Here is a 14,018-nt window from a genome sequence, read left to right as displayed (position 1 = left end):
ATGGCCTGACCAAGCTGATTGTCACCAAGGATATGACCGAGCGCAAGACGAAGATGATCGAGCTGGGCGATGCCTTCATCGCATTCCCCGGCGGCACCGGCACGCTGGAAGAGATCGCAGAGGTAATGTCCAAGGTCTCGCTGGGCCAGTTGGACGCGCCCTGCATCCTGTATGATCTGAACGGCTACTACGACAGCCTGAAAGCACTGCTTGCCAAAATGATCGAGAAAGGCCTTTCCACGCCGCAGCGCCAGCAGGGCATCCGATTTGCGGCGAATCTGGAAGAGATCACAACAATTTTGAATAAAGCCTAAAAGGAAACGCTTCCCCGGCCGGGAAGCGTTTCCTTTTTATATCATTCTCCCAGTGCAGTGCGGATATTTGCAAGCACCTTCTGGCTCAGCAGCACAAAAGCCTGCTTGGTGCGTCCGGCAGAAACATTCGCGCAATGCACATTCTCACGGGCAAAGAAGTCTTCGCCCACCGGGCCGGCAGCGGCACGGGTGTCACAGAAGAAGTGGGTGCCCGGCAGAGCAAGCCACTGTTCCAGAGCAGCAGAGTCAAAGCCCGGGCCGATGGAGGTGTTGAACAGCACCTTGCCTGCGCCCAGCTGTGCAAATTCGTCCTTGCCCAACAGCAGTACGTTCTTGTTCAGGCAGGTGAACACCACCTCGCTCTCGGTCAGCAGCTGTGCCAGCGGCTTATAGGCCATGCCCACAGCTTCGGCATCCGGCTTGCGGGTGCGGCTGTAATAGGCAATGTCGGCACCCATGAACTGCAGTGCATCGGCGATCATTTTGCCGGACACACCCAGCCCGATGACGCCGACCTTCAGCCCGGTGATCTCCACCGGCTCGTCCCGCAGCATGGGCATCCCAAAACCGTGCAGGATGCCGGTGAGCTCATGCAGGACGTACTCCACAACGCCGCGGTCGCCGTAGTCCCGGATGCCCAGCACTTTGATGCCGCGGGTGCGGGCGTAGGCGATATCCACATTGGCGCTTTCCTCAGAATACAGGCTGCAGCACATGCCGATGTAACGGATATTCGGGCAGCGCTCGATCACATTTTTGCCCATGCGGGAGGTGTAGCTCAGAAGTACAGCATCGGCATCTCCGATACGCCGCACGATCTGGTCATCGCTGGCCGGGATATCGCGGTACAGCACCACTTCTTTTGCGTACTGATGCAGCTCTTCCTCGGCGGAGGGGATCAGGCTTACCGGCTCAATGGCCACCAGTTTGTTGAACATCTGCAAAGCCCTCCTTTAATAGAAGCATACGGGGGAGGAGAGGTTGCGCAGCAGGGCAACTACGCTCCAACCGGCAATGGCGCTGGTGGAAGAGCAGATATCCACCACGGCCTTCACGCCCTCGATCTCGGCGGTGATGCAGTGGTCGTCGCCCACCCAGCCGGGGACGGAATGCATGGTCACGCCGGTGATCTCCGGGCCGGTGGTGGCCAGCGAGGTGGCAACAGCCACATTCACGCGGCGGGGGAAGGTGGCAATGGCCTGCTTGGCATTGCCGGTGAACACAGTGGTCTTTTCGGTATCGGTCAGCAGGTGGTCGGCCCATACCGGCGTGTTGCGGAAGCCCTTGGCTCCGGTGTGGGTCTCAATGCCTGCCGTCTCGGCCAGCTTCTGCGCCTCGGCCATCAGGGTGACGGTCTGCAGCACATCAAAGCCGCCAATGGCACCGCTTGCCAGATGCACCTTGGCACCGCCCTCCACGGCAGCGGCCTTGACCTGCTCGTAAAAATCAAGGTCCGCAAAGGCACCAATGGAAATAATGACCAGATTCACGCCTTTTTTTAGCACAGGCACAGCCATGGCGCGCACAGCCTCCACCGAAGCGGTCTCCACGATGTACTCCGGCTCCAGCGCCAGCAGGGCATCCACATCGTCACACACGGCACAGCCCACCGTTTCGGCAGTCTTTTCCGCCGAAGCACGGGTGCGGCTGGTCACGCCCACCAGCTCATAGTCCGGCAGCAGACCGTTCTTCCATGCGTTGGCCACAATGCCGCCCAGAAATCCGCAGCCTACAATGCCAAATTTTGTTTTCATATCCTAAACTCCTTTTTCTGCTTTTTCCAAAGAAAACAGCTTTCTGCTTTTTCCAAAGAAAACAGCATATTCCATTAAAGTATATCATATCAAAACAAAAAATGATATAATAAGGCGCAAGAAAGGAGAAGGCTATGTCGAAAACAAAGGAGCTTTTCTGGACGTTTTTCAAAATTGGTGCGTTCACGTTTGGCGGCGGCTATGCCATGGTGGCTTTGCTGCAGAATGAATTTGTGGAAGAGAAAAAGTGGGTGACAAAAGAAGAATTTCTGGACATGGTGGCAATTGCGGAGTCTACGCCCGGCCCGGTGGCGGTGAACAGTGCCACCTACATCGGCTACAAGATCGAGGGTACGGCAGGTGCGGCAGCGTCCACGGTGGCGGTATGTCTTCCGTCCTTCGCGGTCATTTATCTGATCTCGCTGTTCTTTGACCAGTTCCTCCGCCTTTCGGTGGTGGCAAGTGCGTTCCACGGCATTCAGGTGTGTGTGATCTATCTGATCCTTTCCGCCGGACTGAAAATGCTGAAGCAGCTGGAACACAGCGTCTTCAATATTGTCATCCTGACCACGGTTGCGGCAGCGATGGTGGGCTGTTCCATTGCAGCAGTGTCATTCTCTTCCATTTTTTACATCCTGTTCAGCGGTGCGGCCGGGCTGCTGGTGTATGCAGTACAGCAGCTGCGGAAGGGGGAGAAGAAGCCGTGATCTATGTAGAACTTTTCTGGAATTTCCTCATGATCGGTGCGTTGTCCTTCGGCGGCGGCTACGGCATGATCTCGCTGGTGCGGGAAACGGTCTTAGGACACGGCTGGCTGACGGAAGGCGAATTTCTCAGCTTCATTGCCGTGTCGGAATCCACACCCGGCCCGCTGGCCATCAATATGGCCACCTTCATCGGTGCTTCACAGGGCGGCTTCTGGGGCGCGCTGTGTGCCACGCTGGGTGTGGTGCTGCCGTCTTTTGTGATCATTCTGCTCATTGCATCGGTGCTGCAGAATTTGATGAAATATGCCGGTGTCAATGCAGTTCTTGGCGGCGTTCGTCCCTGTGTGGTGGCGATGATCCTGGCAACTGCTGTCAACATGGCGCTTTCTACGCTGGCCGGGTTTGCAGCGGACAAGGCAGGCATTGCACCGGATCTCCGTTCCATTGTGGTGTTCCTGCTGCTGTGGGGGCTGCATGCCCTTTGCCGCCGGAAAAAGGGCAAAGCACCATCGCCCATTGGGATGATCCTGTTCTCTGCAGGACTGGGGATCCTGTTCTGGGAAATATAAGAATAAGCATTGCACGCTGCCTGAGGGGCATCCTGCTTCTGATGACAGCTTCTGAAAAATGCGCCGGGAGGTTCCCAATAAACCTTTCCGGCGCATTTTGCTACAAAAAGCCGGGCACAGGAAAACTCATGGCTCCCTGTGCCCGGCTTCAGCTTTTATTGGAATTTAGGCGCTGTGCGATCAAGCTGCAACGGAAGAAGCAGCTTCGCTGGAAGCAGCCTCACTGGAAGCGGCCTCAGAAGAAGCAGCCTCGCTGGAAGCGGCCTCAGAAGAAGAACCGTTCTCCTCTGCAACAGCGGAAGAAGCGCTCTCCTCGGCCTCAGCAGCAACAGAAGTGCTGGTAGAAGCAGCCTCGGAAGAGGATGCAGCAGTGGAGGAAGCAGAACCGCCGCAAGCGGTCATGCCAACAGCCAGAGCCAGAGCAACAACAGCAACACAAACATTCTTGAGTTTCATATCTAAAATCTCCTTGCCATACGCAAATGTATTTTGCAGAAGGCCCTACAGGAAGTGCCTTTCTGCAAGTGGATATTCTAGTCTTTTTTGCGAAAAAATCAAGAGCTTTTTTGGCTAAGAAGTGAGATTTCAATGATAATCTACGATTTTGTTATAATTTATCGCTAAAAGTCAAAGAGTTTTTGTTAAACTGATCGAAGCACAGGGAGACTCAGGAAAGAATTTTTTACCGCGTTGTAATCACTTTGTAATTTCTTTCATTGTTTGTTCACTTGAATCAAGACGGGAATGCATGTTCCCTAAAGAGAAATAAAGAAATGCAAAAGTGAGGATGATGCGGCTCCGGAAACGGAAAAGAGCCATTTGTCACCTGACAGTTGACCTGCGGAGAAAGAAAAGAGGGTAAACTTTGTGCAGCGAACCTGAACAAAAATATCAAAAAATGACAAGTGTTATTTGAAAGTGATTTTTATTGGACATAAAAAGTGGATAATACAGACACAGCAGGGGATGAACGGGCTCCCTGAAAATAAAACATGTGTTTTGGAGGAAATAAAGATGAAGTACTATGTTACATTGACCGGACTCAACTACCGCTTCGGCACTCAGCCGTTTACAGTAGGCCAGAAGGTAAAGCTGGTCAAGGAGCCGGAGAATGACTTTGACCGCGAAGCCATCCGCGCAGAACTGCCGGGTCTGGGCAAGGTGGGTTATGTGGCCAACAGCACTCACACCGTGCTGGGCGACTGTTACAGCGCAGGCCGCATCTATGATAAGATCGGCGCTGCAGCCACCGCAAAGGTGAAGTATGTGCTTGCCAATGCGGTGGTATGCAGCGTAAAGGCAGCGGATATGGGGCAGGCTGGCCTGCCGCCGGTCGATCCGGCTACGGGTCTGCCCTTTGGCAGCGAAGAAGATGCCATCGCATTCTGACAGAAAAGCCCGTCACACTGTATTTTGTGTGACGGGCTTTTCTGCACCTTTTTGCTTCGACGCACATACACCGGGCAAAGGGGGAATGTATCGTGAACCAGATCGTTTTCACTGCGTGGGTACTGCTGTTTCCGGCGGCGTGCACTACACTGGGGGCAGCAGGCGTGTTTTTGCTGCGGCGGCGGTCGCGGCCCTGCACGCAGCGCATCCTGTGCGGCATGGCAGCGGGCATCATGCTGGCGGCCAGTGTGTGGAGCCTGCTGCTGCCTGCTATCCAGCGCGGACAGACTTTGCCGCTTCCGGCATGGATCCCATCGGCAGTGGGGCTTGTGCTTGGCGCAGTGGGCCTTTTGCAGGTGGAACAGTTTGCCGGGCAGCTGCTGGCAGGCGGGGCCGGGCACGGCGGACGTATGGTGCTGGCTGTAACATTGCACAACCTGCCCGAGGGTATGGTGGCGGGCCTTGCCGCTGCACTGGCATTGACCGGGGAGCCGGATGCCATCAGCGGTGCACTGGCGCTGAGCCTTGGAATCGGCCTGCAGAATATCCCGGAAGGTGCAGCAGTCAGTCTGCCGCTGGCCCATAACGGCCGCACCCGCAGTCAGGCGTTTTTTGCGGGAGCGGCTTCCGGGCTGGTAGAGCCGTTGGGGGCATTGCTTGCCTTTGCTCTGGCCGAATGGGTCAGTACTGCGCTTCCGTGGCTGCTCAGCGCAGCGGCGGGCTGTATGGTGTGCGTGACCGCACAGGAGATGATCCCGCAGGCCGTGGAGGGCGACGAGCCTGTCGGTGTTGTAAGCATCGTGCTGGGATTTGCGCTGATGATGGCGCTGGATGTTGCATTGTAAGAAAAAAGGGCTGCTGCAAAATCAATGCCGTAAAAATAACAGGATAAAAGAAAAGCGCAGTACAAAACGCGAAAGCGCAGAGAATGTACTGCGCTTTTTGGATTTTGAGAACATCACATTTTCTGACTTTGGGCTATCCTATTTGATCGTTTCATGCGTGGACCGTGAAATGATACCTCCCACCCCTTGCAATCTGCCTGCGTTTATGGTACAATATTCTGGCATTCAGAAGGATGTGTCGGACAGCGCCTGCTGCGTGGTTCGGCATACGGATGCGGGTCCTGTACGATGGATTCGCTGTGAACCAGGTCAGGTGGGGAACCAAGCAGCCTTAAGCAGTGCGTTCGTGCGTTTCAGTAAGCCTGCATCCGTATGCCGAGTTACGCAAGGCGGGGACAAAACCCCGTCAGCGCTGTCCTTTTTATTTTGCAGGAAAGGGGAGAGAACCATGTACCGTGCCTTGTACCGCAAATGGAGACCGCAGCGTTTTGAGGATGTGGTAGGCCAGCGGGCCATTGTTACTGCGCTGAAAAACCAGATCACGGCAAACCGTGTGGGCCATGCCTACCTGTTTACCGGCGTGCGCGGCACCGGCAAAACCACCTGCGCCAAGATCTTTGCAAAGGCAGTCAACTGCCTGCATCCGGTCAATGGAGACCCCTGCGGCGAGTGTGAGATCTGCAAAGGCATCGATAACGGCAGCATTCTGGACGTGGTGGAGATGGATGCGGCTTCCAACAACGGTGTGGACGATATCCGCGACCTGCGCGACGAAACAGCTTACACTCCCAGCGCCTGTAAATATAAGGTATACATCATCGATGAGGTGCACATGCTGTCCACGGCGGCATTCAATGCGCTGCTCAAAACGCTGGAAGAACCGCCTGCCCACGTCATCTTTATTCTGGCAACCACTGAGATCCAGAAGGTGCCCGCCACCATTCTTTCCCGCTGCCAGCGGTACGATTTTACCCGCATCGGGCCGGAGGATATCGCCCGCCGGGTGGAATATATTGCAGGTGAGGAAAAGCTGGAGCTTTCGCCGGACGGTGCGGAACTGATCGCCCGTCTGGCCGACGGTGCACTGCGCGATGCGTTGTCCATTCTGGATACCTGCGCAGGCGTTACGGCGAAAATCGATGCCGATGTGGTGCGCCGCATGGCAGGTGTGACCGACCGCAGTTATCTGTTCCGCATTTCGGACGCACTGGAAGCGCAGGACGGTGCCACAGCACTGGCCCAGCTGGCACAGCTTCGCCAGCAGTCTGTGGATGTCAAGCGTCTGACAGAGGAATTGATCGCGCATTATCGTGCTTTGATGCTGGCAGCATTGCCGGGCGGGCAGAGCCTTCTGTCCGGCGTTTCGCCGGAGGAGGAGGCTTTGTATCTGGAAAAAGGCCCGCAGCTGGGCCAGCGGGAGGCCATTCGTGCCATCCGTGCGCTGGGCAGTGCGCTGGAACATATGACCCGCGGCAGCGACCAGCGGATCGAGCTGGAACTTGCACTGTTTGGTTTATCCGAACCGCCCCAGCAGCCGCAGGCAGTTCCTGTGCAGGCCGCGCCCCGTGCTGCAGCTCAACCCGCAGCGCCGCAGCCGTTTGCCTCGGCAACTGCTGTGCAGCCCTTTGCAAGCGCTCCGACTCCCCAGCCGCCAATACCGTCCGTTCCTGTGGTGCAGCCTGCAGCGGAACCGAAACCTGTAAAGGCAGAACCTTCCGTGCCGTCGGAAATATCTGTAGAGCAGACTTCACCCGTCCAGACCGAAGAGCTGCCGCCGCTGCCGGAGGAACCGCCCGTGCAGCAGGCCGGAATGCTGCCTTGGGACGAGCCTGCCGCGCAGGCCGCACAGCCAGCTGCACCCGTGCCGGCAGAGTTGGAACCTGTTCCGCAGCCAGAACCGCCCAAACCTGTACCCACGCCTGCTGCAAAGCCTGTGCCGGAAAAGCCACAGGATGCCGGGCAGGAAGGGACTGCGCTGTATCCGTACTGGCCGCAGGTGGTACAGCAGCTGCAGGAAAAAGATCCCATGCTCTACACCTATCTGCGCAAGTCCAAGGCTTACTTTGATGGCACCCGCGTGCTGATCGACGGCGGCAAGACCTTCCGCGATTTTATCCGCGCCAACAAGGACAGCCAGCGCCTGATCAAAAAGCTGATCAAGGATGTGTCCGGTACGGCGGTGCCCATTGGTCCCTATGAACCAAAGAGCGCTGGCAAAACGGTCTCCAACGCAGAGCAGTCGCTTCGTGCACTGGAAAAGCTGGGGTTGGATGTGTCCATTGAGGATTCCGCAAGGAAAACGAGATCATAAAAATACATTGCATCAATAAGGAGAAACGATTATGAAAGCAAGAATGCCCGCAGGCTTTGGCCGCCCCGATATGAACGCCCTCATGCGTCAGGCACAGAAGATGCAGGAAGATATGAAAGCCAAACAGGCCGAGCTGGAAGCTGCCGAGTACACCGGCAGCGCTGCCGGTGAGATGGTCACTGTTAAGATGAACGGCAAGCACGAAGTGCTGTCCATCACCATCAAGCCCGAGGCTGTGGACCCGGATGATGTTGAAATGCTGGAAGATATGGTGGCTGCTGCCATCAACGCAACCGTCAAGCAGGTGGACGAAACTGCCGAAGCTGAAATGGGCAAGCTGACCGGCGGCATGAACATCCCCGGTCTCTGATCCGGCAGGAGGGAAGAACATGGGCTATACTGCTGCCCCGCTGGAAAAGCTGATCGAAGAATTCAGCAAGTTTCCGGGGATCGGGCGCAAGGGCGCTACCCGCATGGCGTATCAGGTGCTGAGCATGTCGGACGAAGATGCCGCCGCACTGGCGGGAGCCATTCAGGGTGCCCACACCAAGCTCCATCGCTGCCGTATCTGCCAGAATTATACAGAAGCGGATATCTGCCCCATCTGTGCCAGTGCAAAACGCGATCCTTCTGTGATCTGCGTGGTGGAAACGCCCCGCGATGTGCAGGCGTTTGAACGCACAAGGGAGTATCACGGCTTGTACCATGTGCTGCACGGCCTGCTCAGCCCGATGGACGGCATTACTGCCGAACAGCTGTGCGTCAAGGAACTTCTGGCCCGCCTGGGCGACGGCAAGGTGAAAGAGGTCATCATGGCCATGAACCCCACGGTGGAGGGTGAAGCCACCGCCATGTATCTGGCAAAGCTTATCAAGCCTCTGGGCATCAAGACCACACGTCTGGCCTACGGTCTGCCGGTGGGTGCAAGTCTGGAGTACACAGACGAGACCACCTTGTACCGTGCACTTTCCGGCCGTGGTGAGCTGTGAATTGGGAAAAATTTACAGTTTCTTCAAAAACAGCCCTTGCAAAACCATAAAAAAATGGTATACTGATACAACAAACCACAATGGAGAAAGGAGGCGCGCGGAATGGCACCCACTAAGGAGCGTCCGGCAACAAAAACCATTGCCACAAACCGTGAAGCGCGCCATGAATACTTCGTTCTGGAAGCGCTGGAAACCGGCGTTGAACTGAAAGGTACGGAGGTCAAGAGCCTGCGTGCCGGAGGGGTCAACCTGAAGGACAGCTGGGTCGATATTGAGGATGGTGAACTGCTGGTAAAGGGAATGCATATCAGTCCCTACGACCACGGAAACATGTTCAATCAGGATCCGATGCGCGTCCGGCGCCTGCTGGCACACAAAAGTGAGATCCGGCGGCTGCATCAGCAGTGCAAGCTGCAGGGATATACCCTTGTGCCGCTTTCGCTCTATTTCAAACATGGCCGCGTGAAAATGGAAGTGGGTCTTTGCAAAGGCAAAAAGCTCTACGATAAGCGTGCCGATGCCGCCCAGCGCGATGCAAAGCGTTCCATTGACCGTGCCATGAAGTCCAACGGCAAATACTATTGATCTTTTCAGACCGCTTCCTGAAGCGGAACTTTTTCAAAGCTTTCTGCACACCGCAAGGTGTGCTTTATAAGGGGGCGTAAAGGTTTCGACGGGGAGAGCGAGGTCTGGGCAGCGGGTAGCAGTGGGGGAACTGCTCTATAACTCCTCCAAAAAAATTAACTGACAATAACAATTCTCAGTTGCTCGCAGCCTGAGTGCTGCGCGTTCCGCCCACTCTTGTGTCGTGTGGGGCCGGGGCGTCCTTTAGACACAGCACCTGAACGGACTTAAGCTTTGCGGACCGGCAGGAACTCATGAAGCTACCAATGCGCTAGCCTGACGATCGGCGTGGCGCGGCGGGAATGTTGTAGATCGCCTGCACCCGGAGATACCTGCACTGAACTCTTTTCGGACATGGGTTCGACTCCCATCGCCTCCACCAACAAAAAGCACCTGGATTCGTTGAAATCTGGGTGCTTTTCTTTTTGCTGAAACTGGTTTATAAAGCACTCCATAGCACAGAACGATTCGCTATTAGGGCGGCTTTTGTCACAATTTGTACGTATTTCCAGCAAAACAGAATGATTGTATAAAATTTATACACCCGCTAAAGTTTGTTTGTTGTCTGCTGCGGCGGCGCGGGGTATACTGTTGCCATAAGGACGGCGCAAGGATGCCGAAAAAAAGCAATAAAAAGCAGGGAGGCTTTTCTATGTACTATTCCAGTGGCAACTATGAAGCATTTGCAACTCCTAAAAAGCCGGAGGGTGTTGATCATAAATCTGCATATATCATTGGTTCCGGTCTGGCCGCACTGACGGCTGCATGTTATCTGGTGCGTGACGGCCAGATGAAGGGCGAGCATGTGCATGTGTTTGAGAAAGACCCCATCCCCGGCGGTGCCTGCGACGGCTACAAATACGATATCGGTTACGTGATGCGCGGTGGCCGCGAGATGGATAACCACTTCGAGGTCATGTGGGATCTGCTGCGCTCCATTCCGTCTCTGGAGACCGAGGGTGCCAGTGTGCTGGATGAGTACTACTGGCTGAACAAGGAAGACCCCAACTATTCACTGTGCCGTGCTACCGTCAACCGCGGCGAGGATGCCCACACCGATGGCAAGTTCGGCCTGTCTGATAAGGGTGCTATGGAGATCATGAAGCTCTTCTTCACCCCCAACGAGCAGCTGCAGGATAAGAAAATCACCGATTTCTTTGATGATGAAGTGCTGAACTCCAACTTCTGGCTGTACTGGCGCACTATGTTTGCCTTTGAAAACTGGCACAGTGCTCTGGAAATGAAGCTCTATCTTAAGCGCTATATCCACCATATCGGCGGTCTGCCGGATTTCACTGCCCTGCGCTTTACTCGCTACAACCAGTATGAATCTATCATCCTGCCCATGGTCACTTACCTGAAGGACCACGGCGTGCAGTTCCACTATGAGACCAAGGTCGTGGACGTGAAATTTGAGATCAATGGCAAGCGCAAGCAGGCAAGCAGCGTGGTTGTGGAGCACGCAGGTGAGATCAGCACCATTGACCTGACCGAAAATGATCTGCTGTTCATCACCAACGGCGGCTGCGTGGAAAGCTGCACGATGGGCGCACAGGACAAGGCAGCAGGCTTTGATCCCACCATCAAGCCGGGCAACGGCTGGGACCTGTGGAAGAAGATCGCTGCACAGGACCCCGCATTCGGCAATCCTGAAAAGTTCTGCTCCGACCCCGAACATTCCAACTGGGAAAGCGCCACCATCACTACGCTGGACGACAAGATCCCACAGTATATCCAGAAGATCTGCAAGCGTGACCCGTTCAGTGGCCACACCGTCACCGGCGGCATCGTCACCGTTAAGGACTCCAACTGGCTGCTCAGCTGGACGCTGAACCGTCAGCAGCAGTTCCGAGACCAGCCCAAGAACCAGCTGTGCGTCTGGGTCTACGGCCTGTTCAGCGATAAGCCCGGCAACTACGTCAAAAAGGCCATGCGTGACTGCACCGGCAAGGAACTGTGCATGGAGTGGCTGTACCATATCGGTGTGCCTGAGGATCAGATCGAAGAGCTGGCCGAGCACAGTGCCAACACCATCCCGGTCATGATGCCGTATATCGATGCATTCTTTATGCCGCGTGCGATGGGCGACCGTCCTGATATCGTGCCGGAGGGTGCTGTCAACTTTGCCTTCCTGGGTCAGTTCGCCGAGACCGGCCGTGACACCATCTTCACCACCGAATACTCCATGCGCACCGGTATGGAAGCTGTGTACACCCTGCTGGATATCGACCGCGGTGTGCCCGAGGTCTGGGGCAGCACCTATGATGTACGTGCCCTGATCGATGCAACGGTCAAGCTGCGCGACGGCAAGAAGATCACCGACATGGATCTGCCGCTCATCCCGCGCCTTGCCATGAAGGAAGCTTTGAAAAAGATCGAGGGTACCGACCTTGAGAAATTCCTCAAGGAATACAATGCGATTTGAGCTCGTTGCTCTGATCCATTTTTGAATCCCCTTTGAAAACAGCCCGCTTTTGCAGTCAACGACTGGCTGCAGATGCGGGCTGTTTTTTGCCCCGAAAAGGAATAATGTTGCACAAAAAGTGTGACTTGGTACCGTGAATTATGAACAAATTGTGCGATTCCGGGTTGTTCTTGGGTGTTTTGTGTGTTATGCTTAACATAACAAGCGTCGGGCTGGTTCTGTGCGCCCGATAAAAACAAAAGAGAGTTTTAAGAGGAGGTCGTTTTTCCATGAAACAGCTTATCTCCCGCCGCAGCTTCCTGAAGGCCGCAGGTGTCACCACAGCCGTTGCTGCCGTAAGTCTGGGCGCACCCGCTGCGTCTGCATGTTACCCCGGCAGCTTTAAGGACATTACGATCCTGTACACCAACGATGTTCATACTTACATCGACAAAAAATCGCCGGAACTGACCTATGCTGCCATCGCAGCTTTGAAAAAGAGCTATCAGGATGCAGGCAAAAATGTCCTGCTGGTAGATGCGGGCGACCATATTCAGGGTACCGCATATGGTTCCATGGACGAAGGTGCATCCATCATCCAGCTGATGAATGCCGCTGGCTACGATGTTGCTACGCCCGGCAACCATGAATTCGACTACGGCATGGCCCGTGCAAAAGAGGTAATGGCTGAGGCAGATTTCCCGTACCTCTCCAGCAACTGGGTCAATCTGCCGCTGGGCAACCGCGTTCTGCCGGATGTCAAATACTTCACCATCGGCGGCCGCGTGATCGCATTTGTGGGCATCACCACGCCCGAGACCTTCACCAAGTCTACTCCGGCTTACTTCATGGATAAGAGCCAGAGCCGCTATATCTATGATATTCTGGGCGGTGACGACGGCCAGAAGCTGTACAAGGCTGTGCAGAAGTCCATTGATAAGGCCAAGGTTCTGGCTGACTACGTGATCGGTCTGGGCCATCTGGGCGTTGATCCTTCCTCTTCGCCCTGGACCAGCAAGGAAGTCATCGAGCACACCTCCGGCTTCGATGCATTCATCGACGGCCATTCTCACACCAAGATGGAGTGTGAGTGGGTGAAGGATCTGTCCGGCAAGGCTGTCGCCCTGACCCAGACCGGCTCTTATTTTGCAAATGTTGGCGAAATGACCATCAAGGCTGACGGCTCCATTGCCACCCGTCTGATCTCCTCTTACGAAGGCTCCGACAGTGCCGTTGCCGATATCCAGAACGCATGGGTCGCTTCTGTGGACGACATGCTGGGTGAGAAGATCGCTGTTGCCGATACGAACTTCTACATCTCCGACCCCGAGACTGGCAAGCGCCGCATCCGCATGGCAGAGACGAATCTCGGCGACTTCGTGGCCGACGGCATTTACTCCTACTTCAATGAGGTGGAACAGCTGCATTGTGACATCGCTATCATGAACGGCGGCGGCATCCGCGCCGATGAGAAAGCCGGCTACTGGACCTTCAAGACCTGCAAGCAGGTCAGCCCGTTTGGCAATGTGGCCTGTCTGATGTCTGTCACCGGCAAGCAGATCCAGGATGCACTGGAGTTTGCAGCCCGCTTTGCCGGAACGGAAAAGGAGAACGGCGGCTTCCTGCATGTGGCAGGCGCTTCCTACGAGATCCACGCCGATATCCCCAACACCGTGCAGACCGACGAGAAGAATGTCTGGATTGGCAGTGCCACCGGCACTCCGCGCGTGCAGAACGTGAAGATTTACAACAAGGCTTCCGGTACTTATGAACCGCTGGACGAGGGCAAGACCTACGCTTTGGCTGGCATGAACTACACTCTGCGCAATCTGGGCGATGGCTTTGCCATGTTTGATGGCGCAGAGCTGATCAAGGACTATGTGTCTGAGGATTACCTTGTGATGTCTACCTATGCCATGACCTTTGGCGGTGTAGATGCAGAGGGTCTGCCGCATTTGACCACCGCAAACAGCCCGCTGGCCGATTACCCGGGCTATCTGCTGGATTACGAGAATCCCTACGGCGCAGGCCGCATCAGCATTCTGTAATAACTGCATAAAAATGGGCGTACCGTCGCAAAGACGGTACGCTGTTTTTGTATAACAATATAGA

14 protein-coding genes and 2 other RNA genes are annotated in these 14,018 nt (G+C 55.4%); 13 read left to right on the top strand and 3 right to left on the bottom strand.

Features of this window, described 5'->3' with window-relative positions:
* Window positions 1-314: LOG family protein (locus tag QZL71_RS01670; protein ID WP_294647465.1), on the top strand; the 314-nt coding region annotated here is incomplete at its 5' end.
* 41 nt (window positions 315-355) lie between these two features.
* Here the strand turns inward: QZL71_RS01670 and QZL71_RS01665 are convergent.
* Window positions 356-1,252: a D-isomer specific 2-hydroxyacid dehydrogenase family protein gene (locus QZL71_RS01665; RefSeq protein ID WP_294647463.1), complete on the bottom strand. Its 897-nt coding sequence runs from the start codon at window positions 1,250-1,252 to the stop codon at window positions 356-358.
* Between the two features lie 15 nt (window positions 1,253-1,267).
* The gene (locus tag QZL71_RS01660; RefSeq protein WP_154256202.1) at window positions 1,268-2,068 is read right to left on the bottom strand and encodes an aspartate dehydrogenase domain-containing protein; all 801 of its coding nucleotides are present in this window, start codon (window positions 2,066-2,068) and stop codon (window positions 1,268-1,270) included.
* Window positions 2,069-2,202: 134 nt separating this feature from the next.
* Here QZL71_RS01660 and QZL71_RS01655 point away from each other — a divergent pair, with 134 nt between their 5' ends.
* On the top strand, window positions 2,203-2,775 hold the full coding sequence (locus tag QZL71_RS01655) for a chromate transporter (protein ID WP_005941745.1): 573 nt from the start codon (window positions 2,203-2,205) through the stop codon (window positions 2,773-2,775).
* A complete protein-coding gene (locus tag QZL71_RS01650) occupies window positions 2,772-3,344 on the top strand; it encodes a chromate transporter (protein ID WP_294647462.1) in 573 nt (190 codons plus the stop codon). Before QZL71_RS01655 ends, QZL71_RS01650 begins: the two co-directional genes overlap by 4 nt.
* Window positions 3,345-3,524: 180 nt before the next feature.
* On the opposite strand, the gene QZL71_RS01645 is transcribed toward QZL71_RS01650, so the two are convergent.
* Window positions 3,525-3,800 carry a hypothetical protein gene (locus tag QZL71_RS01645; protein ID WP_044953661.1) on the bottom strand — a complete coding sequence of 92 codons (276 nt, stop codon included), beginning with the start codon at window positions 3,798-3,800 and terminating at the stop codon, window positions 3,525-3,527.
* Between the two features lie 558 nt (window positions 3,801-4,358).
* Here QZL71_RS01645 and QZL71_RS01640 point away from each other — a divergent pair.
* The 10 genes from QZL71_RS01640 (at window position 4,359) to QZL71_RS01595 (ending at window position 13,954) form a co-directional block, all read left to right on the top strand.
* Window positions 4,359-4,733, top strand: a complete 375-nt coding sequence (locus QZL71_RS01640; RefSeq protein ID WP_294647461.1) for an HIRAN domain-containing protein — start codon at window positions 4,359-4,361, stop codon at window positions 4,731-4,733.
* Window positions 4,734-4,825: 92 nt separating this feature from the next.
* Window positions 4,826-5,578 carry a ZIP family metal transporter gene (locus QZL71_RS01635; protein ID WP_044953660.1) on the top strand — a complete coding sequence of 251 codons (753 nt, stop codon included), beginning with the start codon at window positions 4,826-4,828 and terminating at the stop codon, window positions 5,576-5,578.
* Between the two features lie 272 nt (window positions 5,579-5,850).
* Window positions 5,851-5,949: signal recognition particle sRNA small type (gene ffs / locus QZL71_RS01630), an RNA gene on the top strand.
* Between the two features lie 77 nt (window positions 5,950-6,026).
* Window positions 6,027-7,889 (top strand): DNA polymerase III subunit gamma/tau, encoded by a 1,863-nt coding sequence (dnaX, locus tag QZL71_RS01625; protein WP_294647460.1) that lies wholly within the window; start codon window positions 6,027-6,029, stop codon window positions 7,887-7,889.
* Window positions 7,890-7,920: 31 nt separating this feature from the next.
* On the top strand, window positions 7,921-8,259 hold the full coding sequence (locus tag QZL71_RS01620; RefSeq protein ID WP_097774953.1) for a YbaB/EbfC family nucleoid-associated protein: 339 nt from the start codon (window positions 7,921-7,923) through the stop codon (window positions 8,257-8,259).
* A 19-nt stretch (window positions 8,260-8,278) separates the two neighbouring features.
* On the top strand, window positions 8,279-8,878 hold the full coding sequence (gene recR, locus QZL71_RS01615) for a recombination mediator RecR (RefSeq protein WP_005941730.1): 600 nt from the start codon (window positions 8,279-8,281) through the stop codon (window positions 8,876-8,878).
* Between the two features lie 102 nt (window positions 8,879-8,980).
* Complete coding sequence (gene smpB, locus QZL71_RS01610; RefSeq protein ID WP_005941729.1) at window positions 8,981-9,463, top strand: SsrA-binding protein SmpB; 483 nt, start codon at window positions 8,981-8,983, stop codon at window positions 9,461-9,463.
* A gap of 70 nt (window positions 9,464-9,533) precedes the next feature.
* Window positions 9,534-9,884, top strand: a transfer-messenger RNA (tmRNA) gene (ssrA, locus tag QZL71_RS01605).
* Window positions 9,885-10,154: 270 nt separating this feature from the next.
* Window positions 10,155-11,927, top strand: a complete 1,773-nt coding sequence (locus QZL71_RS01600) for an oleate hydratase (protein ID WP_154255685.1) — start codon at window positions 10,155-10,157, stop codon at window positions 11,925-11,927.
* A 269-nt stretch (window positions 11,928-12,196) separates the two neighbouring features.
* Window positions 12,197-13,954: a bifunctional metallophosphatase/5'-nucleotidase gene (locus QZL71_RS01595; protein ID WP_294647459.1), complete on the top strand. Its 1,758-nt coding sequence runs from the start codon at window positions 12,197-12,199 to the stop codon at window positions 13,952-13,954.
* Window positions 13,955-14,018: the final 64 nt, after the last annotated feature.

Source organism: uncultured Faecalibacterium sp., from assembly GCF_900066275.1.
GTDB classification, from domain to species: domain Bacteria; phylum Bacillota; class Clostridia; order Oscillospirales; family Ruminococcaceae; genus Faecalibacterium; species Faecalibacterium taiwanense.
Note: the sequence above shows the minus strand (reverse complement) of the source record. Positions and strands in the feature narration are given on the sequence as shown.

What these genes read in the sequence shown, in the direction of transcription:
- QZL71_RS01665 (WP_294647463.1), bottom strand. Translation starts at nt 1,252, where the DNA reads ATGTTCAACAAACTGGTGGCCATTGAGCCGGTAAGCCTGATCCCCTCC.
- QZL71_RS01660 (WP_154256202.1), bottom strand. Translation starts at nt 2,068, where the DNA reads ATGAAAACAAAATTTGGCATTGTAGGCTGCGGATTTCTGGGCGGCATT.
- QZL71_RS01655 (WP_005941745.1), top strand. Translation starts at nt 2,203, where the DNA reads ATGTCGAAAACAAAGGAGCTTTTCTGGACGTTTTTCAAAATTGGTGCG.
- QZL71_RS01645 (WP_044953661.1), bottom strand. Translation starts at nt 3,800, where the DNA reads ATGAAACTCAAGAATGTTTGTGTTGCTGTTGTTGCTCTGGCTCTGGCT.
- QZL71_RS01640 (WP_294647461.1), top strand. Translation starts at nt 4,359, where the DNA reads ATGAAGTACTATGTTACATTGACCGGACTCAACTACCGCTTCGGCACT.
- dnaX (WP_294647460.1), top strand. Translation starts at nt 6,027, where the DNA reads ATGTACCGTGCCTTGTACCGCAAATGGAGACCGCAGCGTTTTGAGGAT.
- QZL71_RS01620 (WP_097774953.1), top strand. Translation starts at nt 7,921, where the DNA reads ATGAAAGCAAGAATGCCCGCAGGCTTTGGCCGCCCCGATATGAACGCC.
- recR (WP_005941730.1), top strand. Translation starts at nt 8,279, where the DNA reads ATGGGCTATACTGCTGCCCCGCTGGAAAAGCTGATCGAAGAATTCAGC.
- smpB (WP_005941729.1), top strand. Translation starts at nt 8,981, where the DNA reads ATGGCACCCACTAAGGAGCGTCCGGCAACAAAAACCATTGCCACAAAC.
- QZL71_RS01600 (WP_154255685.1), top strand. Translation starts at nt 10,155, where the DNA reads ATGTACTATTCCAGTGGCAACTATGAAGCATTTGCAACTCCTAAAAAG.
- QZL71_RS01595 (WP_294647459.1), top strand. Translation starts at nt 12,197, where the DNA reads ATGAAACAGCTTATCTCCCGCCGCAGCTTCCTGAAGGCCGCAGGTGTC.